The sequence below is a fragment of the Rhizobium sp. NZLR1 genome (assembly GCF_017357385.1).
In the GTDB taxonomy this organism is placed as follows: domain Bacteria; phylum Pseudomonadota; class Alphaproteobacteria; order Rhizobiales; family Rhizobiaceae; genus Rhizobium.
This window is the reverse complement of record NZ_CP071632.1, coordinates 742,358-768,534: the sequence shown is the minus strand read 5'-3', so window position 1 is coordinate 768,534 and position 26,177 is coordinate 742,358. Positions and strand designations below refer to the sequence as shown.

Below are 26,177 nucleotides of genomic sequence, written 5' to 3'. Positions count from 1 at the left end.
ATCCTGCGATGGCCGGGGTCTTTGCGAACCCGGCCAGTCATGCAAGCGATGCCGCCGGCAAGCCGGCGGCATAATTTTTGAGGATTACTTGATGCCGTCCCAGGCGCTCTGGATTTCGCCAGCAGCATCTTGAGCCGACTTGCCGCCGACGAAATCGACCATGCCCGTCCAGAAGGCGCCGGCGCCGATCTTGCCCGGCATCAGGTCGGAACCGTCGAAACGGAAGGTGGTGGCGGAGGTCAGGATCTCGCCTTCCTTCTTCATTTGCGGGTTGGCATAGGCCTCGGTGCCGACACCCTTGTACGGCGTCAAGAAGCTCGACTGCGCCATCCAGACCTCATGCGCGATCGGGGTCTTCAGGAAGTCGATGAAAGCACGAGCCGCCTTCGAATCCTTGGTGATCGAAACGAGCGTGCCGGCGCCGAGAACCGGCTTGCCGAGTTCTGGGTGGGAAGCAAAGGTCGGCATGTAGAAGAAGTCGGCATCCTGGCCGAGCTTCGTGCCCTCGGGGAAGAAGGATGGGATGAACGAGGCCTGATGGTGCATGTAGCATTTCGGCGGAACCGCGAAGAGGCCCTTCGGGCTATCGCGGAAATCGGTCGAGGCCACAGCCGCGACGCCGCCATCGACGTATTTCTCGTTCTTGGCAAACTTGCCGAACTCGTCGATCGCGGCAATAACGGCCGGATCGGTGAACTTCAGCTCGTTGGTCGTCCACTTGTCATAGGCTTCCGGCGGCTGGGTGCGCAGCATGATGTCCTCGACCCAGTCTGTGGCCGGCCAGCCAGTGGCGCCGCCTGAGCCAAGACCGATGCACCAGGGAACGCCGCCATCCTTGACGATCTGGTCGGTCAGGGCATGCAGCTCTTCCATGGTCGTCGGGATCTTGTAGCCGGCTTCCTCGAAGTTCTCCGGAACGTACCAGACCAGCGACTTCACGTCGGCCTTATAAGGGAAGGCGTAGAAGGCTTCCTTGCCGTCCTTGCCCTTATAGGTGCCGTAACCGACCCAGCTGTCGCCGGCGCCGTAATTGTCCTTGATCCACTTGGAGTTTTCGTCGCCGAGCGGCGTCAGGTAGCCCTTGCTGGCGAGGTCGGCGAGGAGGCCGGGCTGCGGCAGAACGGCGATGTTCGGTGGTGAGCCTGCCTGCGTGTCGATGACGATCTGCTGTTCGTAGTTTTCGGAAGAGGAGTATTTGGCTTCGATGCCGGTCGCTTCGGTGAAATAGGCAAGAACGCTCATGAAGAACGCCTCGTCCTCGCCGCGCCACGGCCCGAAGATCGTCAGGGGCTGCCCCTTCAGATCGGCATGAGCGGCCTTGAATTCGTCATAGCTCTTCCAGTTGAACTTGGAATCCTGTCCCGGGGCAAATTTCAGATCGGCCGCGGACGCAGCACCGGCAAAAAGCGCTGCCACGGCAACGCCCATCAAAAATGACTTTTTCATGTGATCAACCTCCCATCACAATCCCAACCGCGCCGAATTCCCTTTAAAAGGAAATTTCAAAGCGCTTTGACACCTAACTCATTCCATTTTCGGTGGAATGGAGTCAAGTCATTTCACGAGAACCCCGCCGTGAACGCGCCTGTACGGTGGCGCAACGGCGGTTATCGGGAAATATGGAGCGATTTTTCTTGAGTCAATCGCACCAAATGCTACATAATTGAAAGCGCTTTGGATGCCACTGGGAGGCGGCAGGCCTTTTGAAGACGGCCGACGGGCGGGCCGGGAGGAAGCATAGCAGGTGAATCTCAAACAGCTATCGGAATTGCTGGGGCTGTCGCAGACGACGGTGAGCCGAGCGCTCAACGGCTATCCCGAGGTCAACGAGGCGACCCGGGAGCGCGTGCTTCAAGCTGTCAAGGAAACCGGATACCGGCCGAACAAGGCGGCGCAGAGGCTTGCGACCGGCAAGGCCGGCTCGATCGGCCTCGTCATGCCGACGGCGCCCGGCCACCAGTCCGACGTGCATTTCGGTGAATTCCTGGCCGGGCTCGGCGAAGAGGCCGTGCGCCACGACTTCCACTTCGTCATCATGCCGGCCGACCCGGACGACGAGGTTGCGGCGCTCAGGCGCCTTGCGATCAGCGGCAATGTCGATGCGCTGTTCGTCGCCTATATGCGCGGCCACGACCCGCGGCTCGCCATGCTGAAATCGCTCTCCATGCCCTATGTCGTGCACGGCCGATCCTTCGGCTCGGAGCCCGACTATCCCTATCTCGACATCGACAATGAGGGCGCCTTCTACGATGCGACGCGGCTCTTGCTGCAGCTCGGCCATACGCGCTTTGCGCTAATGAACGGGCCAATACATCTCGATTTCGCCATCCGCAGGAAGAACGGCATCATATCAGCGCTTGCCGAGCGCGGGCTGACGCTCGACGAGGATTGCGTCAGCCATGCGCTGATGACGGACGAGCAAGGTCTGCTGGCGATGGAACACTTCCTGCAGCTGCCGGAGCGGCCAACGGCCATCCTCTGCTCCAGCACGGTGCTGGCGCTCGGCGCCATCCGCGCGGTCAACCAGGCGGGATTGCGGCTCGGCGAGGATATCTCGCTGATCGCCCATGACGACGTGCTGCCGCTGTTGAAGCCGGAAAACTTCTCCGTGCCGCTGACGACGACGCGCTCCTCGCTCAGGGCCGCCGGCGTTCGCATCGCGCAGCGGCTGATCGGCACGGTGAAGCAGGCAGGCCCCTTTCCCGATCAGGAGCTCTGGAAGACGGAACTGATCGTCAGAGCCTCAACCGGCCCTGCCCCGCAGCAGCCATAATCAGAACTGCGGCGGGGTCTGTCCTGCAGCGCGATGGGCGGCGATGACGGTATTGGCCATCAGCATGGCGATGGTCATCGGCCCGACGCCGCCCGGAACCGGGGTGATGGTGCTGGCGACCGCAGAGACCTCCTCGAAGGCGACGTCGCCGACGAGCCTGGTCTTGCCCTCGCCTCTTTCGGGGGCTGCCACGCGGTTGATGCCGACGTCGATGACCGTCGCACCCGGCTTGACCCAATCGGCCCTGACCATCTCCGGCCGGCCGACGGCGGCCACCAGGATGTCGGCATTGCGGCAGACCTCGGCGAGGTTCTTGGTTCTCGAATGCGCGATCGTCACCGTCGCATTGGCGTTGAGCAGCAATTGCGCCATCGGCTTGCCGAACAGGTTGGAGCGGCCGATGACGACGGCGCTGAGGCCGGAGAGGTCCTCGCCGTGGGTGCGGCGGACGAAGACCATGGCGCCGGCCGGCGTGCAGGAAACCAGTCCGGTCTTCAGGTCGCCGATGGCGAGCTTGCCGGCATTGGCGATACTGAGGCCATCGACATCCTTTTCCGGCAGGATCGCCTGAATGATCGACTCACTGTCGAGCGGTTTCGGCAGGGGCAATTGCACCAGGATGCCGTGGATCGTCGGATCGGCGTTGAGGGTGGCGACGAGGGCTGCCAGCTCCTCCTGGGTGGTTTCGACCGGCAGCGTGTGCTGGACTGATTTGAAGCCGCATTCCTTGGCCATGCGGCCCTTCGAGCCGACATAGGCGTGGCTTGCCGGATCGTCGCCGACGATGACGACCGCGAGGCCGGCGGTGACGCCGCTGCTCTTTTCCAGCGCTGCCGTCGCGCTCTTGACCGTCTGAATGACCGATGCAGCTACGTTCTTGCCGTCGATTACTGTCGCCACGCGTCTCTCCGCCCTGTTTAGCGTCAATCTATGGATAGTCGGCGAGCGTTAAATGCCCGCTAACGCCCTATCCTGTCGGAAAGCAGCAATGCAATATCAAAAATGCAAGGAAGTGTTCGTTCAGCGCAGCGGCTGCCGCGCTTCGAACGTATGAACACGAAGCCGGTCGCGCAGGCCGGAGATCTCCGAGCGCAGCACCTCCATCTCGTCGACCGTGGTCGGGACCGCTTGCAGTGCCGGCGGCGCGGAAGACAGCGGTGAGGATGCCGACATTTCCTCTTCGGATGCCGCAATGGGTTTGCGGAGGCGCAATAGGAAAGCCGCAGCAAGACCGGCGACGAGACCCGCGGCAGCGCCGGCCAGCGAGCCGCCGGTCAGGCCATCGGGCGCCGATACCGCCGTTGCCAGCGCCGGCTTCATGAGAGTGATATGACCGTCGGTGACCGTCCCCGCCGACGCGGAAGCCGAATCATCCAGGCGAGAACGCGCGGCCGCCGCCTTGTCGCTGAGCTCGGTCAGCCGGGAAAGATCGACACCGGTATCCCGGCTTTGAGCGATCAGCGTGTTGCGGCGGTCGTTCAAGGCCTTGCGCGCATCGACGGCGGCCTTGGCAGCGACGTTGGCGGTCTGGGCAAGACGGGTCAGTTCCTTGCCCATATTCTCCTTCAGACCATCGGTTTCGGCCTGCTGCTGCAAGAGGCGTGGATGGCGCGGGCCGAGCTCGGCCGAAAGCTGCGCAAGCGCTGTCTTGGCGACCGCATATTTGTCGCGCCAGTCCTGCAGCGCCGGCGAGAGCATATCGGAGGGGAACGAACCGTCGAGCACCCCGGCAAGTTTTGCGGCCTTGAGCCGGTCGGCCTGCGCCTTGGCGTCCAGGATAGTCTGGTCGGCCTCTTTCAGATCGGCATCGAGCCCGTCGATCTGACGGCGAAGATCGACCGCCACCTTGACGTTGCCCTCGCCGCTCTTAGCCGTGAAAGCTGTCAGTTCCGCTTTCGCCTCGTCATAGGCCTTGCGCAAGGCGGCGTCGGTTGCGGCGTTGCCGCCGGATCCGTCCGGCGGGGAAACCGCTTCGGCAAGCCTTGCGGCAATGCGCATGGATTTGCCGCTGTCGCCGGTCGTCACCCTCACGAGGATCGTCCCGGCGGCGGCATCGGGCAGTATCTCGACCGCATGCTTCAACGTCGCCTCGGCGCGCGAGGTCGGATCGGCAGCAGCCCCGGTCGCAGAGAGGAGATCGAGCGCAACGCCAAACGCATTGGCTCTGGGGCCGGCAAATTCGGGATCGTGATCGAGTTTCAGGGCGGCGACCGTCGAAGCAACCACCCGCGCCGACATCAGCCCTTTCGCCGCGACCTCTGTGAAGGCGGCCCGGCTTGCGGCATCGGTCTTCACCGCAAGCGTCGCTTCGGCGCGGTAGAGGGTTGGCGAAGCCGGCATCAGTGCCGGCAGGCCCGCGCCGATCGTCGTCGCCGCGGCCAGCATCATTGCAACACCAATGCCGCCGACGCGCCGCCGTGGCACTACCGGGCGAGGCTCGGCCGGTTTCTTAATGATCGCGGTCAGCGGTTCGAGCGAGATCATCGGCTCGCTGGCCGGAGCAGCCGGTTCTTCACGGCGCGCCTGTTCCTGAGGAAGCGCATGGCCGACGTCGTTGGCGGCTCGCAGGCGATTGCCGAGGATGGTCTCGATGCGATCAACCAGCGGCGCCGGGGCCGCCGCTTTTGCGCGCTGTTCTTCCAGCGCGCGGCCGATGGCGCGCAGCAGTTCGGCCTCGGGCGGCGCGATATCGGGCCGGTTCGACGGGGGCGCTCCCCGGGGCGATCCATAGGGACCGTCATGGGCGCGCGCCAGTGCGGGCGCCGCCGGCCGGGCGGCTGCGCGATCGTGAAAACTGCTTCTGGCCCTGATATCGTACATTTGCGCCACATCTCATGCACATGATGGCCGAATTCGCTCATCCGCGCGGATGCAGATGATTAAACCAGTCTAAATAATCATGGCAAAGAAATGGTTAACCGCAGCGTGTAAGAATTATGCATCATTCCTTAAATCGGAATCGATCTAAGGATAAAATTTGCGCGCCTTAAAAGACGCGCGGCGCTGTAGCGTCAGCTCGCTTTCTTGTGGTCTGACCGCGGCTGCAGCGTGGTCACGACCTCTTCCGGATGGCTGAGTATCCTTTCGCGCCGGCGGAAGCGGTAGCGAAGGACATGGAAAAGAAAGATCGGGATGCCGACGATGTAGCGGCGCCAAAGGCGCGTCGGCTCCTGCAGCAGGCGATAAGCCCATTCCATTCGCATCATCCGCACCGTCTTCGGCGCGCGCGGGACGGCGCCGGAGACGAAGTCGAACAGAGCGCCGACCGTCAGCACCAGGCGCGCATGATCGGCACGGATATTGTCGTGGACCCATTTCTCCTGCAGCGGCGTTCCCATGCCGACAATCAAAATATCGAGCTTCTGGCGCTCAAGCTCGTCGGTAACGACAGCGGAATCGACCGTGTCGAAGTAACCGTCGGAAACAACGACGAATTCATGCCAGGGTGTATGCCGGCGGAAATTTTCCGCCGCCGCCACGACGACCGAACGTGTGCCGCCGATGAGGCCGATGCGGCGCGGGGCCTCCATAAAGGTGAGGAAGGCCGGGACGAAATCGGTGCCGTTCAGATTGGCGGGAAACGGCGCACCATGGGCGATCTGCGATGCAATGTTGAGGCCGATGCCGTCCGGCAGCACCAGATTGTGCGACATGATCCGGTAATATTCGTCGTCGTGAAGCGCGGTCAGCATGTTGTGGGCGTTGACGAAGCAAACCACGGTCTGGCCGACGGGAATGGAGGCCAGCTCGTTGATGAAAACGAGGGCGTCGTCCCAACCGAGATCGCAGACCGGCAGATCGAAGATCGTCCGCCGCGATGCGAGCACCGCGAAGTTTGCAATCAGATTCATTCCTACCTCCTGCCGAGGGTGCTGCATGCGCCCGACATCCCGGAAAACAAGCCCATAATTCCGCACCGGAGGTCTCGAAAGGACCGGCCGCGTCCAGCCCGGACGGCGCTGCCCCGATTTTGGGAGGCAGCATACGCCAAGCTGTGACACCTGATATAACAGGACGGTTTCAAACAACCCTTAGGAAAATTCCTTGAATTTTTATGCGCGTATAAGTAGTTTATTAACCACGTGCGCCAACGAAAAACGGCGCCTTGCGGCGCTGTTTTTCGTCGACGACAATATAACGCTTAGTGGGCGGCTGCCGCCGGCGCTTCGCCGGCCGGTGCGGTCTCGACGATCTTGATAGGTGCGCCCATCTTCTTCGGCTGCCCGGCGGAGCTTTGCTTGACATCTTCCTTGGAGAGATAGTCGAGCTGCTCCAGCATCACGTCGGCGACATACTCGCCGCCGAGGCGCTCGTTCATGCCCTTCTTGATCTCTTCGCGGAAGGCCTTCGGATCGAAGGATTTGATGTGGGCGATATCGACCGTCTTGTTGCCGACGAGCAGGCTGAAAAGCTCGTCCGTCGTCATCTCGGCCAGCGGCAGCGTCACGCCCTTCAGCATCTCCTTGTTCATCATGAAGGAAACGCGGCCAAGAAAGTAGCCGGTCACCGCGCCGTTACCGATGATCGGCACCGTGATCGTTTCACCCTTCACCAGTTCGAGCGCGCTCTGCTTGGAGTCCGTTGCCGCGGGCGCCGGCGCGGTCGCCAGGTACACCGAGAAATAGACCGATGCCAAGGTAATGGCGCAAACCCAGACACCGGTGAGGACGAGCTTGATCATCAGTTTCCACGCACGGCGAATTGTTCCTGGGAATAGGTGCCGTCGGCATCGGCGTCCTGAACGGCGTTCTTCAGGAGGTCGGCGACGGCGCGAACCGCTTCGAGGTGCGCCTCGACACGACGGGCATTGAGAACCAGCTTCTTCTTCAAGCCGTGCAACTGATCGAGATGGGCAGCGGCGAGCTCGGCCGGATCGGTGTCGCGGAACAGCATCGACAACTCGTAAAGGCAGCGGCTCTTATGCGCATTGGAGACCTTGAGATCAAACTGCGGGTCGTTGCCGATCCGGGTGTTCTCATTGTCGATGATCATTTCGAGGCGTCCGAGAACGGATTTGATCCTATATTCGTTCGAAACTATTTCCATGGTACCCCCGGTTATGCGTCGTTTAGAGATTACGCCGAAAAGTGTGCGCGGTTTTCGGACGATATCATGCTCTAACTATCTGATTGAGAACAGGATTCACATTTTAGGTCAATGGGCCTAAATTCATCCTGTTTTATCGGTCTTGGCTTCGGCGGTCGGCGTGCCAAATGTCTTGCGCTGGAAGTCGTCGATCATGCTGAGCGCAATGTTGCGGTCATCCTTATCGGTCGAAGCATTGACGATCTTGCCTTCCTGCCGGCGCAGCTGCTCGCTGTACATCTGCTTGGCGATGCCGATGCCGTCACCCTTGGCCATGACGTTGCCGAGCTGCTCGGCCATCATGCCTTTCCAGATATCGCCGGTCGCACCCTTACCGTAGACGTCGTCGCTTTCGCTCGGCAGCATGTTCTTGACGAAATTCTGCAGAACCATGGCCTCGAATTTCCGGTAGCTTTCCGGCACTTCCTCAGCCTTGGTGCGGTTCTGGATATTGTTGACGCCGCTCTTCTGGCCGATATGGTCGAGAATATCGACCGTATTGGCGAAGCCCTTGCCGTTCTCGGCGAGGCTCGTTGCAGCAAAGGCCGCACGATTTGCCTTCAATTTTTCCTGGGCTGCCTGAACCTCCATGGGGTCGGCAGCTTTGACAACATCCAGGACCAGATCACTGGGGGGCGAAATAGCCACGTTACAATCCTCTAAATTAAGATCGTAACGACTATGGATTTCGAAGCTTGCTGGAGGCTGGCGTTGCGAATTGCTGATCGATGACATCGTAGACGGCATTGTCATCGGCCTCGCGGCGCTCGGCCTCAAGGGCCTCTTTCATGCCTTCTTCGAAACGATCCCCCTTGGCGCGTTCGCGCGCCAGCCGCATCTCGTGGACCTGCTGCATGCCGGTCAGCTGCTGGTCCTTGATGCTGAGCCTGCCGAATCGATCGGCGTAATTCTGCGAGAAGGCGTGGTGGACCGGGTCCATCGAGCCGAGCGCGAGGATGACGTCGTCCATCGCCGCATTGACCTCGACGCGCTGGCGGCTGGTTTCGGCCAGATCGTTCTCGGCCATCCTTTCGATATGCCGCTGCACCGAGAGCAATCGCTTGAGCTTCTGGGAGCGGTTCTTTTCGATCATGGCAGCCTCATCGCCCGATATAGATCGAGCCGAAGGACTGGCCGAACTGGCTGACCATCGCCGCAATCGAGAAATAGATCAGGAAGAGCCCGCCCATCAGCAGATAGGGCGTCGAGATGAAGTAAACCGGTATCTGCGGCGCCAGCTTGTTGATGAAGCCGATCGAGACATTGAAGATCAGGCCGTAGATCAAGAACGGGCTCGACAGCCGCAGCATGATGTAGGTGGTCTGCTCCAGCGTGTCGGTAAAGGAGATCAGCGTCGCGCGCATCTGCATCAGACCGCCGAACGGCATGGTCGTGTAGGAATCGATCAGTGCGCGGAAGACGATGTGATGAAAATCCATGATGAACAGGATCATGATGCCGGCAAAGGTGACGAAAGCGGAAAGGCTGGTCTCCGGCGTATCTTCGAGGATGTCGGCGGAGCCCGGCTGGGAGTAGCCGACCATCATGGCGAGGATCGAGGCGGCGAACTGCATGCCGAGCGTGTAGATCCTCGCCAGCATGCCGTACATCACGCCGATCAGCGATTCGCTGACGATCAGGCCGATATATGTTCCGGAACCGGTGTGAACGGCCGGATAGACAGTGTCCCAGAGCAGCGGCATGACGGCGATCGAGAGCGCGCCTGCGATGAAGACGCGCAGTTGGTCGGGCACGCGCGCCGAGGAAAAACCCGGAAGAGCCAGCACACACCCACCGATTCGGCAGAAAACCAGAAACAGCGCGAGAACGGTCCCTTGCGCGTCTGTTATCATGAAATGGAGCCCAAAATCTTTATCTCGATGCCCTTGGCCAGTTCGACATGCGACAGGACCGGCAGCGTGGCAAACAGCCGTTCGATGATCATGCGCACATAGGAGCGTGTTTCCGGCGACGTGACAAGTACGAATGGCAGGCCGCGATCCATGAACTCACGGATAACTTTGGTGGCTTGCTCGCTGAACTCCTCGAGGCTGCGCGGATCGATGTCGAATTCGATCACTTCGCCCTTGGCGTCGCGCTTCAATGCCTGATGGAAAGCCAGATCCCATTTGCTACCCAACCTGAGGACGCGCAGCACGCCGTTGTCGGCGAGGTCGCCGCAAAGCTGCTGGGCCATGCGAATGCGGACATGCTCGACGATCTGCTCGGTCTTTCTGACATGCGGAGCGAGCTCGGCCACCGCTTCGAGAATGAGGTGCAGGTTGCGGATCGACACGCGTTCGGCAAGCAGAAGCTTGAGCACCGCCTGCAGGCCCGAATAGGACATGTGCGACGAGCAGATCTCGTCGGCGAGCTTCTTGTATTCGGGATCGAGCCGGTCGATCAGCACCTTGACGTCCTTGTAGGACAGAAGCTGCGGCAGGTTGTTGCGGATGACCTCGCTCATATGGGTCAGCACGACAGAGACGTTGTCGATCGGCTGGAAGCCCTCGCGTTTCAGATCGTCGGTGAAGTTTTCGAGGATCGAGACGGCAGGCATGCCGAAGGCGGGTTCGCGGATTTCATCGCCGGGGATGCTTGGCCGGCGGCCGGCACCGGTGACGACGAGGACTTCGCCGACGCGCAGCAGGTTGGAGGCGACCGTCGTGCCGTGAATGCGGATCTGGTAGGATTTCTCGGCGATGGCGATATCGTCGGTGACCTTGATTTCGGGCACGACGAAACCGTATTGCGTGGCGAACTTCTTGCGCATCTTGCCAACGCGGAAGGCGAGTTCCTGGTGGGCGCCGAGCAGGCGCGTCGAGACCATCTTGCCGAGTGCGAGCTCGATCTCCGAGGTGCGCAGTACCGCCTTGACCGAATCCTTTTCCAGTTCCTTGCTTTGGACGACCTTATTTTCCTCCTGCTCGCGGCGAAGCTTGTTTTCAGCCTCGACCTTACGCGGTATGAACCAGGCGCCGAAGGCGAGAAGACCGCCGAGGATCGTGAAAGGGACAAACGGCAGGCCCGGCATCAGCGCCAGGATGAACATCAGCACGGCCGAGACGGAAAGCGCACGGGGGTAACCGCTGAGCTGATTGACGACTGCCTGGTCGGTGGAGCCGGTGGTGCCGCCGCGAGAAACGAGAAGGCCGGCGGCGAGCGAGACGATCAGGGCCGGCATCTGCGAGACGAGGCCGTCGCCGACGGAGAGCTTGACGAAGACGTCGGCCGCTTCGCCGATCGGCATGCCGTGGCGGAAATAGCCGATGATGATGCCGCCGAAGACGTTAATGGCGGTGATGATGAGGCCGGCGACGGCATCGCCACGCACGAATTTCGAGGCACCGTCCATCGCACCGAAGAAGGAGCTTTCCTCTTCGAGTTCTCTGCGCCGGCGCTGGGCTTCCTTCTCGTCGATGATGCCGGCCGAAAGATCGGCGTCGATCGACATCTGCTTGCCGGGAATGGCATCGAGCGTGAAACGCGCGCCGACTTCGGCGATGCGCGTGGCACCCTTGGTGATGACGATGAAGTTGATGGTGATGAGGATCAGGAAGACGATCAGACCGATGACGAAATCGCCGGACATCACCAGGCTTGCGAAACCGGCGATGACGCCGCCCGCCGCATCGTGGCCTTCATTGCCGTGGGACAGGATGACGCGCGTCGTCGCGATGTTCAGCGCCAGCCGGGTCATCGTTGCGATCAACAGAATGGTCGGGAAAGACGAGAAATCGAGCGGTTTCTGGATCCACAACGCGACCATCAGGATCAGCACCGAGAAGGCGATCGAGAAGGCAAGTCCCATATCGATCAGGAATGGCGGAATCGGCAGGAAGAGAATGCAGATGATGCCGATGATGCCGAGGGCAAAACCGACATCGCGCAGGCTCGGGGCGACTTTCGGAAGGGGGAGTGCAGGTGGTTGCGCCATAACAGTTCCGTCTCTTCATGAGAGGAGGCGGACTCGGTCCACCCAATTCGGATCGAGAGTTAAATGGCGAAGCTTGCGCGAAGGTGGCTCAGAAGCCGGACTGGATGCGCGAGAAGACCAGATTGGTGAAAATCGAGATCTGCGAGCCGACGAAGGGTGCTGTGACGCCGACGGTGATCAGCACCGCGACGATTTTCGGCACGAAGGTCAGCGTCGCTTCCTGCACCTGTGTCAGTGCCTGGATCAGGGCGATGACGAGACCCACCACCATCGCGGCGATGACCGCGGGACCGGCGGCAATCAGCACGGTCCAGATCGCGGCCTGGAACAGATCCAATGCATCAGCTTCATTCATCTGAAGGCAACCTCATATCGCCTCGAAGCAGCCCCTCCATTGCCGGGCCGCTGTTGGTTGGTATCACCCGACGCGTCTTCGCCGCGGTATCAGGTATCAGTGTTGTCGCTGGTCGTGGTCGTCGTGGCCGGCGCCTGGCTGGCAACAGTGATTCCCGCCTGCACGAGTATCTTACCCCCATCCTTGGTCGTCGCAATCACGCCGTCGGAATAAACTTTGACGGAATCGATGATGCCTTTGACGGTGCCGTCGGCGCTTTCCATGTATTTGCCGACGTAGCTGCTGGCCTGGGTAAGGCTGGAGCTGGACAGCAGCGTGTCCAGCTTGGTGTTGGTCTGGATCGTCTGCTCGACCTGCGAGAAGCTTGCCAGCTGCGACATCTGCTCGCTGGCATCGACCGGGTCGGTCGGATCCTGATTCTTCATCTGCGCGATCAGCAGCTGAAGGAAATTGTCGTAGTTCAGCGTCGCTTTTTGCTGGGCCGAATTCGTCGTGCTCGTCGTGCTCGTGTTGGTCACGCTTGATGTTGCATCTACCGCCATGGTGCAATCTCCCTGCGAATCTGCTCGACCATCGTCGGCGGCATTTCGTGGTTGTTGAGGATATTGTCTTCGATCGCATAGAGGCCGCGGATCGCCTTCAACGCATCAAAAGCGCGGCCGGTCGAGACGAGCGCATCGATGCGCTTCAGTTCCGCGAGGATTTCCTCGTTTTTGAAGCAGCTGAGCAGCATGGTGATCGACTTGCGGAACATCGCCGTCGAGTGGTCCTTGCCCTCGGGATTGATGAGGATCATCTGCGCGATGAAATAGAGCTGACGCAGGGGCGTGGTGGCCGCTTCCGGCTGGAGGACGTGGTTTTCGAGAAGGAACGTCACGTCATTCAGGAATTCCAGCGCGACCTTGCGGTCGACGCGCAGGACGGCGCCGTTGATGAAGATTCTTTCTCCGGCTTTCAGAGAAATGCGAAGTGTACTTTTCATTTAAGTCCATCCCTGATGATGGTGGTAACGTCGATGATGCCCTGGTAGTTATTCGACAGACGCTTTCGTATCCTGTCGCATTCCTTCAATATCCAGATCGCGATCGAGATGAGGTTGGCCCTGAGCTGGATCTCCAGCTGATTGTCGGGATGTTTCAGATCCTCGATGAAGCTGATCCACACCCTGCGCGTATAAAACAGGGCTTCGATGGCTTCCCGGCCGTATTTTTCCTTTTCGCGCGCCAACGACAGCAGGTCTATGGACCGGTCAAGAACCTGCCATTCCCGCTCTTTCGCGTCGGCCACCGAGTCCTGCATGACTTCGGCATATGAGAACTGATACATTCATGCATCCTTCTTTATACTGCGCGCCTTTGCTCATCAAAGGTAGTTTACGAGACTCAACTGCTGGATCTTCGAGACGATCGTGTAAGCCGTTTCAAGCTGTGTTTCCAAAGTCTTGACCAGGGTCGAGGCTTCGTAGGGATCAACGCCCTGAAGATCGACCAGCTTGTTCTTGATGATATTCGACTGGGCGTCGAGAGCGTCGTTGGACTTCTTGACGCGCTCCTGGGAAAGGCCGAGCTGGCTTGCCTGCGTCACGAGGCCGCTGGTCGCCTTCGTCGTGTAGGTGATCGCCTGCTTGGACACCGTGCTCATCGCATCGCTGCTGAGGTTCTGGCCGAGCAGCGCCGAGGTCATCACCGAGGCGAGCGCCATGTAGCGCATGCCTTCGGAATTGGCGTTGGTCGAGGATTCGATCACTTCGGAATTGCTGATGCGGCTCGTCATGTTCTGGCTGGATGCCTGCGACCAGCCGGTCGTCGGGTCGGTCCAGGCAGTTTCGCTGAACATCGGCTCCACCGTCGTCGTGATGAAGGTGCTCATCTCGGTGCCGGTGAGGTCGCTGACCGCCTTCGGCGGGGCGAGAGCGGCTGCATAGCTGTTCAGTGCCGTAACGATGGCGGCACTCGTCGCGGTCGTCTTGTCGGTCAGCGGCTGCACATCGGTGTTGATGCCCGAGAACAGATATTCACCGTTCACCATGGTATTGGCCGTGTCCATCATGGTGGACAATGCGCTGGTTGCCGACTGGATGGCGACGGTGATGCTGCCGGGATCATGGCTGCCCTGGAGCGCTGTCAGCTTCGAAACGAGGCCGTCGCCGACGTCCTTCATTTTGGAAAGGCCGAGCTGCGAGGATTCCATCCGGGCGGTGACCAGGGAATTGCTTGCTTTGATCGAGTCGATCCTGTCGACTTCGCGGCTGAAATCGACGCTTCTCGCGGCATTGCCGCCGAGCGAGATGCCGATATCCGCATAGACTCCCGTCGTTGCTTCCATCGTCGCCTTGGTCATCTGGTTCTGCGCCTGACGGATCGTCAACCGCATCGCATTCTGAATGGCCGAACTTGAAATAAATGAGCTCTTCATGGCTTAACTCGCAATATCCAGCAATGACTTCAGCATTTCGTCGACGGCGTTGAGGATCTTGGTCGCCGCCTTGTAGGACTGCTCTATGTCGAGGAGCAGCGTCAGTTCCTCGTCGAGGTTGACGCCGGTCTCATTGGAATAGGCCTCATCGGAGCGTGACAGCGCCGCCGAGGTGTTTTCCGCCGCCGTCGTGGCGTTGCTGCGGTATTGTTCGAGCCAGCCGAGGGAATTGGTGGCGAATTCCATGATGCTGACGTTCGAATCGATGCCCGTTGTGGCGTCGAAACCGACCGCTGGTCCCGCTGCCGGGTCGAAATCGATGTCGGAGCCCAGTGCCGTATAGAGGCGATCGAGTTCCGTCGTATAACCGCTGACGCCGGTGGGATTGAGGACAAGGCCTGTGGCGTTGACGCCGCCATCGCGCAGGCGCATCGGATCGCCGCCCTGCGCGGTGATGACGCGGCTGCTGACGGTGATGGTCGCCGCCATGCCCGCGACCGCGGTGGCGCCGGTATCGACCGTGCCGCCGCTCCAGGTGAAGAGGCCGGGCACATAGGCCGGGCCGGCTGCCGTGTTCTGCTCCTTGAAGAGCGAGACCAGACCGCGGGCGACTTCATCGAGCTGCTTCTGGAAATTAGGGGCGATCTCGTCACGGACCTGGAGGAGCGACTGGAGGCTGCCCTGCCCCGTTGCCGTCGATCCGCTGCCGCGCGCAAGTGCGACACCGTCGATATAAACCGAATTGCCGGCGATGGTAGCGTTGTAGACATCCTGAGACTTGAACGTCACCTTGCGCGGGATCGTCTCGAAGAGGATCGTCCCGTCAGATGTGCTCAGCACCATGTCGTTATTGTCGCGCGTCGTCGTATTGACACCGACGATCTGCGAAATCTGCTTGAGAGCCTTCTCGCGTTCATCGAGAGCGCCTGAGGCATCCGCACCCGAGGCCGTGGCGGTCTTCACCGCATTGTTGGCTTTCTCGAAGTCACTGAGGAGCGTATTCAGCTTATCGACGTCGGTGGCGATCTGCTTGTCGGCGGTGGCGCGGACGTCCTGAACGGATTGCGAGGCATTGTTCAGCGAGTTGGCGACATCCTGGGCGGCAGTGATGGCGCCCTGAGCGGCGACGGTGCTGCCCGGCGTCGTGCGGAAGGCCTGAAGCTTCTGCTGGAAAACACCGAGATAGGTGGATGGCGACGTTTCGTAGTCGTTGCCACCCATGATCGACTTCAGGTCCTCGAGACCGCCCAGCAATGCCTGCTGGGCGCTGTCCTGCGAGGATGTCTTCAGATATTGGCGCAGCAGGGCATCTTCCTGTGCCCGGTCGATCTTGACGACCTGCGCGCCGTTCAAGGACGTGGTGAGCATCGCCTGTCGGCGCACGTAATCTTTGTTGCCCGCATTCGAGATATTGTTCGATACGACACTGCTCTGCGTGCCGGTATTGTTGAATATGTTCTGCGCGGTATTAAGTGCGGATGTGAGCGACATGGCTTACCCGTTACCCTGCTTATCTCTTGAGGTTGACGAGGACGTCCATGATGTCGGAACCCGTCTGGAAGACCTTGGAATTGGCGGTATAGCTGCGTTGCGATTCGATCATCTCGGTCAGCTCGCCGGCGAGGTCGACATTCGAACCTTCGAGAGCGCCCGATTTGATCGTGCCGAGACCGTTGGTCTGCGGGAAACCGGTGACGGTGACACCCGACTGGCCGTTGGCGCTGTAGACGTTGCCGCTCATCAGGGTCAATTTGTCCGGGCTTGCGACATTGGCAAGGGGAATACGGTAGAGGGGCTTCGTGCTGCCGTCTTCATACTTAGCGTAGACAATGCCGTCGCCATCGATCGTGACGTCTTTGACCGGGGTCGCCGCCTGGCCGTTCGGCGTACCGGTGCCGGAGAAGTCGGCGCCGAGCTGGGTGAAGCCGGAGAGGTCCATGGCGATCGACTGGCCGGTCACCGTATCGGCGATCGTGACGGCGCCGGTTGAGGTCATCTTGCCGTTGGCGTCGAAGGTGAGCGTTCCCGTGCCGACAGAACCACCGGCGCTATAGGGGAAGGAGGTCGTGCCGCCGACCGCCGCATTGGCGTTGCGGAACATCGCCACTTCCCAAGTGGCTGCAGTAGCGGGAGATGCCGGTGGCGGCGTCACGACCGAGCTCTTCGTGAAGTAGAAGTCGTACATCACCTTGTTGCCGAGACGGTCGTAGGCGACCATCGAGACCTTCTTGGTGTCGGCCGTCGTTGTGGCAAGGTTGGCGCTCGGAGCCGTCGCGGGAGCGACCGGAGCGATCTTCGCATTGGAATCGAGGTTGCCCTTGAAGATGCCTGAGGTCGAAGCGATGGCGGTCAGGCCATCCTGGTTGACGTTGACCGGAACGAGACCGTCGAAGCCGTTGACGACGACGGCGGGGGCGCCGGAGTCGTAGGAATAGCCCATCAGCTGAAAGCCGGCGGCATTGACGAGGTTGCCTTCGTCGTCCTTGGTGAAGTCGCCGGCGCGGGTCAGAACCGGCGTGCCGTCAGCGCCCTGGACGATGAAGAAGCCGTCGCCCGAAATCGCGAGGTCGGTGCCCGAGGTGGTGTAGGAAATGTCGCCCTGGTCGGAGACGGCCTGGCGGACCGAGGTCTGGACGCCGCCGGAATTGTAATTGCCGCCCGAGGAAGGCAGGACCAGCGACGAGAAGCTCGTCGACACGGCCTTGTAACCGGTGGTGTTCACGTTGGCGATGTTATCGGCAACGGTGCTGAGGCGGTTCGCCTGTGCGTTCATCCCCGATACTGCCGTCTTCATGCTGCCGAAAATGCTCATCTGAAAACCTCGTTTTACCTGTTAAGCTCGAGAGTATTTGTCGGGCCTTGCGTGAAGCTGTCTGTCAGGGCGAGCTGCGAGGCCAATATCGAGGTTCAGCCGGGCGCCGCCGCCCGGCCGGAAAAATCAGGCCCAATCGATGCAGTAGCCAAGGAAGCGCTTGGAATCGACCGGATCGACGCCGAGCTTCTTGCGCAGCTTCTTGCGCAGCTTCGAGATGTGGCTTTCGACGACGTTCTCCTCGACCTCTTCATCGAAGATTCCGTAGATGGCGTTGAAGATCTGGGTCTTGGTGACCCTGCGACCGCGATTGGCGATCAAATATTCGAGGATGCGGCGCTCGCGCCGGGGAAGCGCGAAGACTTCGCCGTTGATCTCGGGGTCGCGGCCATCCGAGAAAACACGGATCCCGCCGATCTCGGTGTAGTTGGAGATCGCCTTCAGCCGGCGCCGGATCGCGGCCGCCCTTGCGAGAATTTCGCGGGGATGCACCGGTTTGCGCACTACGTCGTCGACGCCGCAATCGAACAGTGCAAGGGTGTTTTCCAACGAGTGCTGGTCGCTGACTGCAATCACCGGCGCCATTGACCGGTCCCGGATCGCCCGGGGCAATTCGTAGTTACGCTGACCCTGACCGATCAGGAAGGCCTCGACTGCCGCTATATCGGAATCGGCAGCGGTCTGTACCCACTCGCCAAATTCCGTCGGATCAAAGCCGGTGGAGGGAATGCCCTCACGGCCAAACAGAGATGTGTATCCATCTTTTACGAGCTCACGCTCATCAACCACGACGATCATTCGTCCGCCTCCGAATCAGTGTGGCACTTCGATGATCTATGGGTACGAATCGCAGGAATCGGCGACAACTCGTTAAAGTTAATGGCAGAAACTAATAATTGATTAAGATCCTTGTGGCGATTTGATCTATATCTAGTGGGTACTATTGTTTATGCACACCAAAATTTCGTGGAAAAGTTAACGGTCTCTTAATTATGACTTGCGCAGGTGATTCACGCCGGATTCCCGCCATATTGTGACACAGTTTCGTCACAATATGCCTACTCCATCTTTGGTTGAATCAATTTCGACAAAAGTTACTCGCATTGGGAGTCCACTTGCCGTAGCCCGTGGCGACCAGATTGGCGATGACGCGGCAGACATATTGCTTCTGCGCGGGGTCATTGTTAGGACCCGCATGGTATCTGGCTACCGCCATCGTCCATGTCTCGTGACGGTCATGCAGGTTGCGGAGGAATTTTGCCGCATACTCCACATTGCGATGCGGGTCGAACATATCTTCGGCCGAGCCGAAGTTTTCGCCATGATAGTAGTGGTTGATCTGCATGCAGCCGATGTCGATAAGCTTGGCGCCGCTGCTGCGGGCGACATCGAACTGTCTCATCGCGTCCTGCTCCGAGGGCGGAAAGACCGCCCTGCCTTCGACGTTCATGGCGTAGGGATAAAGCGAGCCCTTGCGGCCAGTCTCCGTCAGGCCGACCGAATAGAGGATGCCTTCCGGGATGCCGTATTTGGCAGCTGCCGACTGGATCTCACGCTCGCAGGCGCCGGTGGAAGCGATCGCCTCAGAGGTAAACGCCGCCAATGCCGCTGCTGCGGCCAGCAGAAACGTCTTCAATACCGGTCTCGCCTGCGCCATTGAAGCCCCCATCCGTCCGCTGTGCCGTCTGATTGTGGCGCTCGCGCGCCTCGCCGCCCTGCCCCTGCTGGGGGAGCGACTGCTGCTGAGAGGCCTGGCTTTGGCTGCCGGCCTGGTTGCCGGCGTCGCTACGCTCGACCGGCGCCATGCTGATGGTGACGTTGTCGACGGCGTAGCCCTGGCTGCGCAGAGCTTCGAGAATCTTGCCGTGATCTTCCTTCATCTGACGGTACGCCGCGCCGGTTTCGACCTTGAGGTCGATGTTCAGGGCGTCGCCGGACAGGCGCATAGTCGCCGTCACCAAGCCGAGATCGAGCGGGTTCATCTGGATCTTCAGCGTATTGACCACCTTGCCGGTGCTCGTCCATTCCGCCGCGTTGGAGAGTGCCGAGCTCGGCTCCATGGCGCGCGCCCATTCGGAATCGCCGGAGAGAGCGGCAGTGACGGAGGCGGAATTCGAATTCTGCATCAGGCCGATATAGCGGCGCGATTCAAGGACCGAAACATTTTCGACATCGGCCTTCTTCGAGCCGTCCTTCGGCCCGGCCTGATCGGTGCCGAGGTGAACATCCATAGAGACACCACGGCCATCGGCGCGGCTGATCCTGAACGTCCTGCCGTCGGCGGATTCGGCATTCTCCGATCCGGGAACCTTGACGTCATCCGCCTTGCCGCTGTCGACGTTGCCGCTGACGACCGCCAGGGCGTCCGACGCATGGCCGCCTGCCTTGGCGTCGATACCATCGAGTTTCTTGCCGTCAGGTTTGACTTCATCGGCTTTGGCGGAAGTGTGATGCGCGCCTGCTGCCGCCGATAAAGCGACCGCGCCGTCGGTCGGTTCCTGCTTCAGCAGGCCGAGGACATCGGAAATGCCGCCGTCATCAACGTCGCCGTCGTTGTCGGTGTCGGTTTCCAATGCGTCGGCCCTGGCGTGTTTGCCGCCTTTAGCCGCCTGAACGACCTCGTCTGCCGAGCGGTCCTTTGGGTCGAGCTTGCCGAAGGCGAGATCCGCCGGCATTTTGACCGCGGCCTTTCCAGGCTTTGCCGCGACCTTTTCGGCATTGGCGATCGTTTCCGGCTGCACCTCAGCCTGTGCCTTCAGCGCGGCGTCGCCGAGATCGATCAACGGTTTTGCGCCGTTGCGGCCGCGGATCGTCCGCGCCACTTTCTCGGCGCTGCCATCAGCAACCGCACCCTGATCCGGCTGCGCATCGTCGGCGTCGTCATTGGCGGTACCACCACTTGCCTTGGCAAGTGCGTCGGAGAAGCCATTCTTTTGGCCGGCCGTATCGTCTTTACCGGCCGGTCGCGCAGATTTCGTAATCGCGGCGGACTCCGCACCGGCGGCTCCGCCGGAGACGCTCATATCCATCATTGTTCGTTGCCTTCCTGCGCCAGAAGACCGTCGATCTCGTCGAGCTTGGACCGATTGGTCGTCACAAATGCGTTGAATGAGGGGTCGGTACCCTGGCTCTGGCCAGTCGATGCCACACCTCCCGGAACAGGCTCGGGAAGCGCGCCTGGCGCTCCCGGTTGCGTCTCTATAGCCGCAGCCTTTTCAGAAGTGATTTCTTGATTAGAAGTGTTAGGGTTCGAGGCTTGTGTCAGGCTTGCCGGATCGGGAGCGCGCAGGATCTGCTCGGCAATCGATCGCGCCGCCTCCTGCAGCGCCTGATCGCGCGGTGAAAGCGTGTTGCCAGCGATGTCGCTGACATTCTTCGCCGCCCGGTCGATATCCTCGGTGGGAAGGCCGGCCATGCCGCCATAGAAATTCGCCAGCGGACCGAAGGCATTGTCGGTGCCGCCGCCAAGCGACTGCACACGCTCGACCGCCATGTGGGCCAGCTCCGGCTTACCCGCGATCGCGGCAGCGCGGGCGATGCGCAGATAGACCTCGCGTTGGCGCGGCGCGTCCATGAAGGACAGGATGTCGATGACATCCTGCGGCTTCACGTCGTGATCGTGGCCGACGACGAGCGTGACGAAAAGATCGGCGAACTGGCTGGCATAGGGCGAATGCAGGAAGCGCCTGATATAACGCTGCGAATAGGCCATTCCCCGGTCGAGCATCCCCTTGTCGACGCAGATGGCGACCGAGCGGCGCAGCGCCGCTTCCTCGACGATCGTGCCCGGCGCCGCAAGGCGCGCCTGGTCGTAGAGATCGAGTGCGTCTGCCGGCTTCGTCGCGATCAGCACGTTGCCGCCGATCAATGCAAGGTAAGGGCCGATCTTCTTGTCGCGGTATTCCCTGGCGGTCTCCTCCAGCGTCTTGGCGACGAGCAGCCCCTTGCCGCTCAGATATTTTCTGAGCACATCGGTAACACGGTTGTCGAAATAGCCGTTGACGTCGTGGACGATCAGATATTCCAGCGTCTGCGGATTGCCGCCGCTCATCGCGTAGATCAGCGCTGCGTCGACATTGCGGTCGTCATCGAAGACCGACGTATCGACGCTGCGCAGCCGCTCGTCGATCGTGCCCAGCATGAAGCGCTGCATCTCACCGGCCGAATGATCGCCGGAGACCACGGAATCCTGCACGAACTGCAGCGACCGCATCATCTTGTACGGCTCGAGATCGTCCGGATCCTGCGCCCTGCCTGCGGCCGACGAAAGCAACGCCAGGCCGAGGGCCACAAATCCGACATAGCGATACTGCCGACGCGCCATCCTGTTATCCTTGATCCGCCTGCACCAGAATCTCAATCCGGCGGTTGGTCGCGTTGAACGGGTCGGACGGCAGCTTCAGCCGACGGTCGGCGAAGCCCGAGACCTGGGAGATGCGCTTCTCGTCGAACCCGCCGCGCACGAGCATGTAATAGGCGCTCTGGGCGCGGTCCATCGAAAGCCGCCAGTTCTCATTCTGCCCGCCCTTGTACGGGCGCCCGTCCGTGTGGCCGCGGATGGCGACCGCGCCACCCCTCTCCTTCAGGATTGCGCCAATCTTTTCCATGGCGAGCACCATCTCCTGGCGTGGAACCGCAGAACCGATATTGAACATCGAATCGTCGTTCTGGTCGGAGATGCTGACCAGCAATCCGCCTTCGGATGCCGTCACGGTCAGGCCTTCGGCAAGCTTGCCGGCAACGCCGCCGATCTGCTGGGCGATCTGCTCCTGCAGCTGCTCGGCTTCCTTCTGCTGCTGCTCGGTCTCTGCCGCGCTCTTGTCGGCATCCTTCCGATGATCGGCGTCCTTTTGCGCTTCGGCCTTCTTATCGCCAGCCTTCTTGTCGCCGGACTTTTTGTCACCCGGCGCCTTGCCGTCCTTGGTCTCGGCCGCGGTCTTGGTTTCCTTGGGTTCCTGACCGGTGGCCTTCTGATCGGTGGTCAGCGGCATCGGCTTCATATCCTCGACCTTGGCGATCTCGGTTGTCCCGCTCTCGGCCGCCTGCTCGTCGTTCTTGCCCGGAGGGGTGGACTTGCCGGCTGTCGTGACCTCGACCTGCTTCGTCCAAAAATCTGGATCGAAGGGATCACGATAGGCCTCGCCGCCATCGGCGCCGGTGGCCGGGCCGGAATCGGCGGCACCGCCATCGCCCTTGGCGCTGACATTGGCCTGCTGGCCGACTTCCTGCGCGATTTCGGCGAGAACCGAATAAGGATTTTCGAAGAAATCGGCCTCGGAATAATTGGTCTGGTCACCTGATGTCGATGTCTGATCGTCACCATCCGCCGCCGATTTGCCGTCGTTCGGGTTTTCTTCCTTCTGTTTCGACTTTTCCTGCTTCTCCTCGCCTTCGGCGTTGTCGACGGGCTTCTTCAGTCCCTTTTCGGTCGGCTTTTCGTCGGAGAGCTTGATCGGATTGAAATAGGTCGCGACCGAGGCCTTGGTCTCCTCATTGGCGGCATTGACCAGCCACATGACCAGGAAGAACGCCATCATCGCCGTCATGAAGTCGGCATAGGCAATTTTCCACGCACCGCCATGGGCGCCATCGTGATCACCGCCGCCATGTCTCTTGACGATGATGATCTCGTTCTTGCCGTGGTGGTGGTTTTCGCCTTCGCTCATTCGAGAACTTTCTTCAAGCTGGCCGCCCAGGCGGACATACGGGTGACGATGACGGATTCACCGATTTCGACGGCAAGATCGATATCGTCAGTCTCAACGTGTCGAACCGCCCCAGCATGTTCGCCGAGTTCGGCCGTTAGGAGTTCGAAAAGCCGGGTCGGCCCGCGCATGACAATCGGGCCGGCGGCACCCTCGAGGATCGCGTCACGCAGCAGGACGGCGAGGCTTTCGGCAGCCTTGGCGGCCAGCGCTTCGGTCATCACAGGTGCTAAGGCGACGGCGGCGCCGGCGCTGACCAGCTGTGCGACCTCTTCGGCGATATCGCGAATGCGGGAGCCAATGACCGCCGCCGCCTCGACTTCGTAGCGAAGCTTCAGCTCCTCGAACTCACGCGCATGGACCTCGGCCAGCGCCCGCGCCTCGGCTTGGAATTTCTCGGTCAAATCAGCGGTGGCTGCGGCATGACCTTGCGCATAGGCTTCGCGGCGCTCCGCCTCGACGTCGATTGGCGGTTCGCTTGGCATTTCGGGAAAACCGTCGCCGCCGAAATCGTCGATGTCGATGATCGGCGCTGACGGTTCCGGTTCACCGAAGTCCTTCAAATACCGGGAAAGCGTAATGCTCATAAAAAACCATCCAGCATTCGGGAGGCATGCAGCATATCCACCCCCGCTCAAAACGACCTTGCGCGCCGGCATGTCGCTTCGAAACGGGCAAGGGCTTCACCTTGCGCCGGCACGGATTCGGACGATGCCTTCGTGCCGGAAACTAGGAAGTCAAACTTGCGCGAGGATGAATGGCGCCGCCATCCGCGATCGCGCTCACCTTTATTCCAGCAGAATCAGAATCTTGCTCGAAGCCGTGTTGAGGATCGAGATTGCTTCGACAGCCATCTGCTTCTGGGTTTCGATCGCCTTCTGCCGGATCGAAGCCTCGTCCATGTCGGTATCGACGAGCGCACCGACGCTCTTGTCGATCGAATCGGCGAGATCGGCAGTGTAATCTATCTGATCGTCGATACGCGTCTTCATCACGCCGATCGAAGCAGCCGTCGTCGTCAGCGAGGAGAGCAGCGAGTCGGTCACATCAAGCATATCGGTGAGTTGCGCATCGGTCGTATTCTGGCCGATCGCAATTTCCGTCCCTGTCGTCGGCGTGGCCGAGTTGGCGTTCAGCAGATAGTAGTTGCGCGCCGTCGCGCCGTTGTTGTTGATCGCATTGGCGTCGACCGCCTTGGTGAACAGGCCACCGCTCGCATTGTTCTCGTCGATGAGGATGGTCTGCGACGACGGGAAATCGATGGTCCGGGCCTGATATTCGCCGGTCGGAGCGCGCACGAAGCTTGAGATGACCGACCATGTCGGGGGCGCCGTGGTATTGCCGTTCAGCAGCCAGTTCTCGCCCGCAAACGAGGTCGATTCAACGACCGTCTGCAGTTGCTGTTTGTATTCGCTGATCTCGGCGTTGATCTTGTCCTTGTCGGTGCCCGGCTCTTTCGCCGACACAAGCTTGGCACGAATCTGGCCCATGAGATCGATCGCCGAATTCATCGCCGTGTAGGTCGCGTCCACCTTGGCCGCGCCGAGACCGAGCGCATCCCCGATCGTCCCGAGATTGGTGCTGTCCGAGCGCATGACGGTCGCAACCGACCAGTAGGACGCATCGTCGGCGGCCGTCTCGATACGATATCCCGAGGACACTTGCTGCTGGGTCTGGCCGGCTTCTTTGTTGATGCTGCGCAGCACCGCAAGCGCATTCACCGCGGCCGCGCTGGTAATCTTAACGGTCATCGACAGGCTCTCGGAGTAAGGTAAAAGGGCAGGCCGGATTGCCGGCGGCGACTAAAGTGGCGTCATGCCTCCGGCAGCGTTTCTACCGGCGTGTCGCAAAAGCAAATCAACTCAAAGCGAGGTTAACTCGATATCAACCTGTTCGGCAAGAGCGCGGCGCTGAACTCGCCGCGCCGATCACGGCGGCAGGCAAGCTATTGATATAAAAGAAAAAACCGCGCCGTTTCGGGCGCGGTCCGGGAGGCTTTCTGCTTGCTGCCGAACGATGGCGCAAGATTCGGTCCAGCTTCAGCGCCTGGCTTAGCTGCGGAACAGCGTGAGGATGTTCTGCGCGCTGGAGTTGGCGATCGACAGCGACTGGATAGCCAGTTGCTGCTGCGTTTGCAAGGCCGTCAGCTTGCTCGATTCCTCTTCCATATTGGCGTCAACGAGGCGGCCGACACCCGAGTCAATCGAATCACTGAGTGCTCCAACGAAGTTTTCCTGCAGTTCGATGCGCGTGGAAATAGAGCCGAGCTGCGAGGCAGCCTTGGTCATGGCATCCAGGCCAGCCTCGATCGAGGTCAGGGCCATGGAAATCTCAGGCGAACCGAAGGTGCTGATGTCCATCGAGTAGATCGAGCCGATAGTGCCGTATGATGTGCCGATAATGCCGGAGCTCGTGTCGATCGTGCCAGTCGAGGTCATGCCGAAGAGAACGTTGCCCATGGAGCTCGTGTCCAGGATGTAATCGGTCGTCTTGACTGAGACATTGCCGCTGCCATCGCGCACGAAAGTAGAAACGACGCTCTTGGTGCCGTCAGCACCAGCAACCCAGTTTTCACCGGAGAAGGAAGCCGACTGCGCGATGCTCAGGAGCTGCTGTTGCAGCTGGCCGATTTCTTCCTGGACCTTGGTCTTGTCGACGCCCTTTTCGGTCGCGGCGACGATCTTCGCCTTGATTTCGCTGATGATGTCGATGGCGCTGTCCATGGCAGAGTAAGCGGTGTCGACCTTGGCGGCGCCGAGGCCGAGGGCGTCGGAGACGGCGGAGAGTGCCTTGTTGTCCGAACGCATCGTCGTTGCGATCGACCAGTAAGCCGCGTTGTCGGCTGCCTTTTCGACGCGGTAGCCCGATGATACGCGATTCTGCGTAGCCTCAAGGCCGTCATTGATTCCGCGGAGTGTCTGAAGCGCGGCCATGGCCGCGACGTTGGTCAAAATGCTGGTCATGAAATGATTGCCCCTTGTCGGCAGATGGAAAAAAGGGACATTCCGGAACGCTACCGGGAACGGGGACCAGCCTCATGCCTGTTAACCGATTCTTAGATTTGGTTAACCCACCGTCTCGTTGACCTGAGAAAA

At 60.5% G+C, this 26,177-nt stretch carries 26 protein-coding genes; 1 reads left to right on the top strand and 25 read right to left on the bottom strand.

What is annotated here, in order from left to right; all coding sequences use genetic code 11:
- Nucleotides 1-84: 84 nt before the first annotated feature.
- A complete protein-coding gene (locus J3O30_RS03855; protein WP_207582961.1) occupies nt 85-1,446 on the bottom strand; it encodes an ABC transporter substrate-binding protein in 1,362 nt (453 codons plus the stop codon).
- 298 nt (nt 1,447-1,744) lie between these two features.
- On the opposite strand from J3O30_RS03855, the gene J3O30_RS03850 reads away from it, so the two are divergent.
- Nucleotides 1,745-2,773, top strand: a complete 1,029-nt coding sequence (locus tag J3O30_RS03850; protein ID WP_207582960.1) for a substrate-binding domain-containing protein — start codon at nt 1,745-1,747, stop codon at nt 2,771-2,773.
- Here J3O30_RS03850 and folD read toward each other — a convergent pair whose 3' ends face one another.
- The 24 genes from folD to J3O30_RS03730 form a co-directional block, all read right to left on the bottom strand.
- A complete protein-coding gene (gene folD, locus J3O30_RS03845) occupies nt 2,774-3,673 on the bottom strand; it encodes a bifunctional methylenetetrahydrofolate dehydrogenase/methenyltetrahydrofolate cyclohydrolase FolD (protein WP_207582959.1) in 900 nt (299 codons plus the stop codon).
- Nucleotides 3,674-3,793: 120 nt separating this feature from the next.
- Complete coding sequence (locus tag J3O30_RS03840; RefSeq protein WP_207582958.1) at nt 3,794-5,593, bottom strand: succinoglycan biosynthesis protein exop; 1,800 nt, start codon at nt 5,591-5,593, stop codon at nt 3,794-3,796.
- 191 nt (nt 5,594-5,784) lie between these two features.
- Nucleotides 5,785-6,624, bottom strand: coding sequence for a WecB/TagA/CpsF family glycosyltransferase (locus tag J3O30_RS03835; protein ID WP_207582957.1), 840 nt, complete (start codon nt 6,622-6,624; stop codon nt 5,785-5,787).
- 290 nt (nt 6,625-6,914) lie between these two features.
- The gene (locus J3O30_RS03830; RefSeq protein WP_207582956.1) at nt 6,915-7,454 is read right to left on the bottom strand and encodes a hypothetical protein; all 540 of its coding nucleotides are present in this window, start codon (nt 7,452-7,454) and stop codon (nt 6,915-6,917) included.
- Entirely contained in the window at nt 7,454-7,819 is a 366-nt protein-coding gene (locus J3O30_RS03825) for a hypothetical protein (protein WP_207582955.1), read from the bottom strand. The genes J3O30_RS03830 and J3O30_RS03825 overlap by 1 nt, the downstream gene beginning before the upstream one ends.
- Nucleotides 7,820-7,942: 123 nt before the next feature.
- The gene (locus J3O30_RS03820) at nt 7,943-8,506 is read right to left on the bottom strand and encodes a rod-binding protein (protein WP_207582954.1); all 564 of its coding nucleotides are present in this window, start codon (nt 8,504-8,506) and stop codon (nt 7,943-7,945) included.
- Nucleotides 8,507-8,537: 31 nt separating this feature from the next.
- Complete coding sequence (locus J3O30_RS03815) at nt 8,538-8,951, bottom strand: hypothetical protein (RefSeq protein WP_207582953.1); 414 nt, start codon at nt 8,949-8,951, stop codon at nt 8,538-8,540.
- Between the two features lie 7 nt (nt 8,952-8,958).
- The gene (fliR, locus tag J3O30_RS03810; protein WP_207582952.1) at nt 8,959-9,711 is read right to left on the bottom strand and encodes a flagellar biosynthetic protein FliR; all 753 of its coding nucleotides are present in this window, start codon (nt 9,709-9,711) and stop codon (nt 8,959-8,961) included.
- Nucleotides 9,708-11,795 (bottom strand): flagellar biosynthesis protein FlhA, encoded by a 2,088-nt coding sequence (flhA, locus tag J3O30_RS03805; RefSeq protein WP_207582951.1) that lies wholly within the window; start codon nt 11,793-11,795, stop codon nt 9,708-9,710. The genes fliR and flhA overlap by 4 nt, the downstream gene beginning before the upstream one ends.
- 88 nt (nt 11,796-11,883) lie before the next feature.
- Nucleotides 11,884-12,150: a flagellar biosynthesis protein FliQ gene (gene fliQ, locus J3O30_RS03800; RefSeq protein WP_009992823.1), complete on the bottom strand. Its 267-nt coding sequence runs from the start codon at nt 12,148-12,150 to the stop codon at nt 11,884-11,886.
- 89 nt (nt 12,151-12,239) lie between these two features.
- Complete coding sequence (gene flgD / locus J3O30_RS03795; RefSeq protein WP_207582950.1) at nt 12,240-12,692, bottom strand: flagellar hook assembly protein FlgD; 453 nt, start codon at nt 12,690-12,692, stop codon at nt 12,240-12,242.
- A complete protein-coding gene (gene flbT / locus J3O30_RS03790) occupies nt 12,683-13,132 on the bottom strand; it encodes a flagellar biosynthesis repressor FlbT (protein WP_007633262.1) in 450 nt (149 codons plus the stop codon). Before flbT ends, flgD begins: the two co-directional genes overlap by 10 nt.
- On the bottom strand, nt 13,129-13,476 hold the full coding sequence (flaF, locus tag J3O30_RS03785) for a flagellar biosynthesis regulator FlaF (RefSeq protein ID WP_164006557.1): 348 nt from the start codon (nt 13,474-13,476) through the stop codon (nt 13,129-13,131). The genes flbT and flaF overlap by 4 nt, the downstream gene beginning before the upstream one ends.
- A gap of 36 nt (nt 13,477-13,512) precedes the next feature.
- Nucleotides 13,513-14,565 carry a flagellar hook-associated family protein gene (locus J3O30_RS03780; RefSeq protein WP_207582949.1) on the bottom strand — a complete coding sequence of 351 codons (1,053 nt, stop codon included), beginning with the start codon at nt 14,563-14,565 and terminating at the stop codon, nt 13,513-13,515.
- A 3-nt stretch (nt 14,566-14,568) separates the two neighbouring features.
- Complete coding sequence (gene flgK, locus J3O30_RS03775; protein WP_207582948.1) at nt 14,569-16,056, bottom strand: flagellar hook-associated protein FlgK; 1,488 nt, start codon at nt 16,054-16,056, stop codon at nt 14,569-14,571.
- Nucleotides 16,057-16,075: 19 nt separating this feature from the next.
- Nucleotides 16,076-17,377 (bottom strand): flagellar hook protein FlgE, encoded by a 1,302-nt coding sequence (locus tag J3O30_RS03770; RefSeq protein WP_207582947.1) that lies wholly within the window; start codon nt 17,375-17,377, stop codon nt 16,076-16,078.
- Nucleotides 17,378-17,503: 126 nt separating this feature from the next.
- Complete coding sequence (locus J3O30_RS03765; protein ID WP_007633267.1) at nt 17,504-18,175, bottom strand: winged helix-turn-helix domain-containing protein; 672 nt, start codon at nt 18,173-18,175, stop codon at nt 17,504-17,506.
- 280 nt (nt 18,176-18,455) lie between these two features.
- A complete protein-coding gene (locus J3O30_RS03760) occupies nt 18,456-19,013 on the bottom strand; it encodes a lytic transglycosylase domain-containing protein (RefSeq protein ID WP_207582946.1) in 558 nt (185 codons plus the stop codon).
- Complete coding sequence (locus tag J3O30_RS03755) at nt 18,961-20,409, bottom strand: flagellar hook-length control protein FliK (RefSeq protein WP_207582945.1); 1,449 nt, start codon at nt 20,407-20,409, stop codon at nt 18,961-18,963. Before J3O30_RS03755 ends, J3O30_RS03760 begins: the two co-directional genes overlap by 53 nt.
- Entirely contained in the window at nt 20,406-21,701 is a 1,296-nt protein-coding gene (gene motC / locus J3O30_RS03750; RefSeq protein ID WP_207582944.1) for a chemotaxis protein MotC, read from the bottom strand. Before motC ends, J3O30_RS03755 begins: the two co-directional genes overlap by 4 nt.
- Before the next feature lie 4 nt (nt 21,702-21,705).
- Nucleotides 21,706-23,043 (bottom strand): MotB family protein, encoded by a 1,338-nt coding sequence (locus J3O30_RS03745; protein ID WP_207582943.1) that lies wholly within the window; start codon nt 23,041-23,043, stop codon nt 21,706-21,708.
- On the bottom strand, nt 23,040-23,669 hold the full coding sequence (locus tag J3O30_RS03740) for a hypothetical protein (RefSeq protein ID WP_207582942.1): 630 nt from the start codon (nt 23,667-23,669) through the stop codon (nt 23,040-23,042). Before J3O30_RS03740 ends, J3O30_RS03745 begins: the two co-directional genes overlap by 4 nt.
- Before the next feature lie 201 nt (nt 23,670-23,870).
- Nucleotides 23,871-24,833 carry a flagellin gene (locus J3O30_RS03735; protein ID WP_207582941.1) on the bottom strand — a complete coding sequence of 321 codons (963 nt, stop codon included), beginning with the start codon at nt 24,831-24,833 and terminating at the stop codon, nt 23,871-23,873.
- A 300-nt stretch (nt 24,834-25,133) separates the two neighbouring features.
- Nucleotides 25,134-26,045, bottom strand: coding sequence for a flagellin (locus J3O30_RS03730; RefSeq protein ID WP_207582940.1), 912 nt, complete (start codon nt 26,043-26,045; stop codon nt 25,134-25,136).
- Between the last annotated feature and the right edge of the window lie 132 nt (nt 26,046-26,177).

Bases quoted from the DNA above. Each gene is read 5' to 3' on its own strand.
- J3O30_RS03855 (WP_207582961.1), bottom strand. From the start codon at position 1,446: ATGAAAAAGTCATTTTTGATGGGCGTTGCCGTGGCAGCGCTTTTTGCC.
- J3O30_RS03840 (WP_207582958.1), bottom strand. From the start codon at position 5,593: ATGTACGATATCAGGGCCAGAAGCAGTTTTCACGATCGCGCAGCCGCC.
- J3O30_RS03835 (WP_207582957.1), bottom strand. From the start codon at position 6,624: ATGAATCTGATTGCAAACTTCGCGGTGCTCGCATCGCGGCGGACGATC.
- J3O30_RS03830 (WP_207582956.1), bottom strand. From the start codon at position 7,454: ATGATCAAGCTCGTCCTCACCGGTGTCTGGGTTTGCGCCATTACCTTG.
- J3O30_RS03825 (WP_207582955.1), bottom strand. From the start codon at position 7,819: ATGGAAATAGTTTCGAACGAATATAGGATCAAATCCGTTCTCGGACGC.
- J3O30_RS03815 (WP_207582953.1), bottom strand. From the start codon at position 8,951: ATGATCGAAAAGAACCGCTCCCAGAAGCTCAAGCGATTGCTCTCGGTG.
- fliR (WP_207582952.1), bottom strand. From the start codon at position 9,711: ATGATAACAGACGCGCAAGGGACCGTTCTCGCGCTGTTTCTGGTTTTC.
- flhA (WP_207582951.1), bottom strand. From the start codon at position 11,795: ATGGCGCAACCACCTGCACTCCCCCTTCCGAAAGTCGCCCCGAGCCTG.
- fliQ (WP_009992823.1), bottom strand. From the start codon at position 12,150: ATGAATGAAGCTGATGCATTGGATCTGTTCCAGGCCGCGATCTGGACC.
- flgD (WP_207582950.1), bottom strand. From the start codon at position 12,692: ATGGCGGTAGATGCAACATCAAGCGTGACCAACACGAGCACGACGAGC.
- flbT (WP_007633262.1), bottom strand. From the start codon at position 13,132: ATGAAAAGTACACTTCGCATTTCTCTGAAAGCCGGAGAAAGAATCTTC.
- flaF (WP_164006557.1), bottom strand. From the start codon at position 13,476: ATGTATCAGTTCTCATATGCCGAAGTCATGCAGGACTCGGTGGCCGAC.
- J3O30_RS03780 (WP_207582949.1), bottom strand. From the start codon at position 14,565: ATGAAGAGCTCATTTATTTCAAGTTCGGCCATTCAGAATGCGATGCGG.
- flgK (WP_207582948.1), bottom strand. From the start codon at position 16,056: ATGTCGCTCACATCCGCACTTAATACCGCGCAGAACATATTCAACAAT.
- J3O30_RS03770 (WP_207582947.1), bottom strand. From the start codon at position 17,377: ATGAGCATTTTCGGCAGCATGAAGACGGCAGTATCGGGGATGAACGCA.
- J3O30_RS03765 (WP_007633267.1), bottom strand. From the start codon at position 18,175: ATGATCGTCGTGGTTGATGAGCGTGAGCTCGTAAAAGATGGATACACA.
- J3O30_RS03755 (WP_207582945.1), bottom strand. From the start codon at position 20,409: ATGATGGATATGAGCGTCTCCGGCGGAGCCGCCGGTGCGGAGTCCGCC.
- motC (WP_207582944.1), bottom strand. From the start codon at position 21,701: ATGGCGCGTCGGCAGTATCGCTATGTCGGATTTGTGGCCCTCGGCCTG.
- J3O30_RS03745 (WP_207582943.1), bottom strand. From the start codon at position 23,043: ATGAGCGAAGGCGAAAACCACCACCACGGCAAGAACGAGATCATCATC.
- J3O30_RS03740 (WP_207582942.1), bottom strand. From the start codon at position 23,669: ATGAGCATTACGCTTTCCCGGTATTTGAAGGACTTCGGTGAACCGGAA.
- J3O30_RS03735 (WP_207582941.1), bottom strand. From the start codon at position 24,833: ATGACCGTTAAGATTACCAGCGCGGCCGCGGTGAATGCGCTTGCGGTG.
- J3O30_RS03730 (WP_207582940.1), bottom strand. From the start codon at position 26,045: ATGACCAGCATTTTGACCAACGTCGCGGCCATGGCCGCGCTTCAGACA.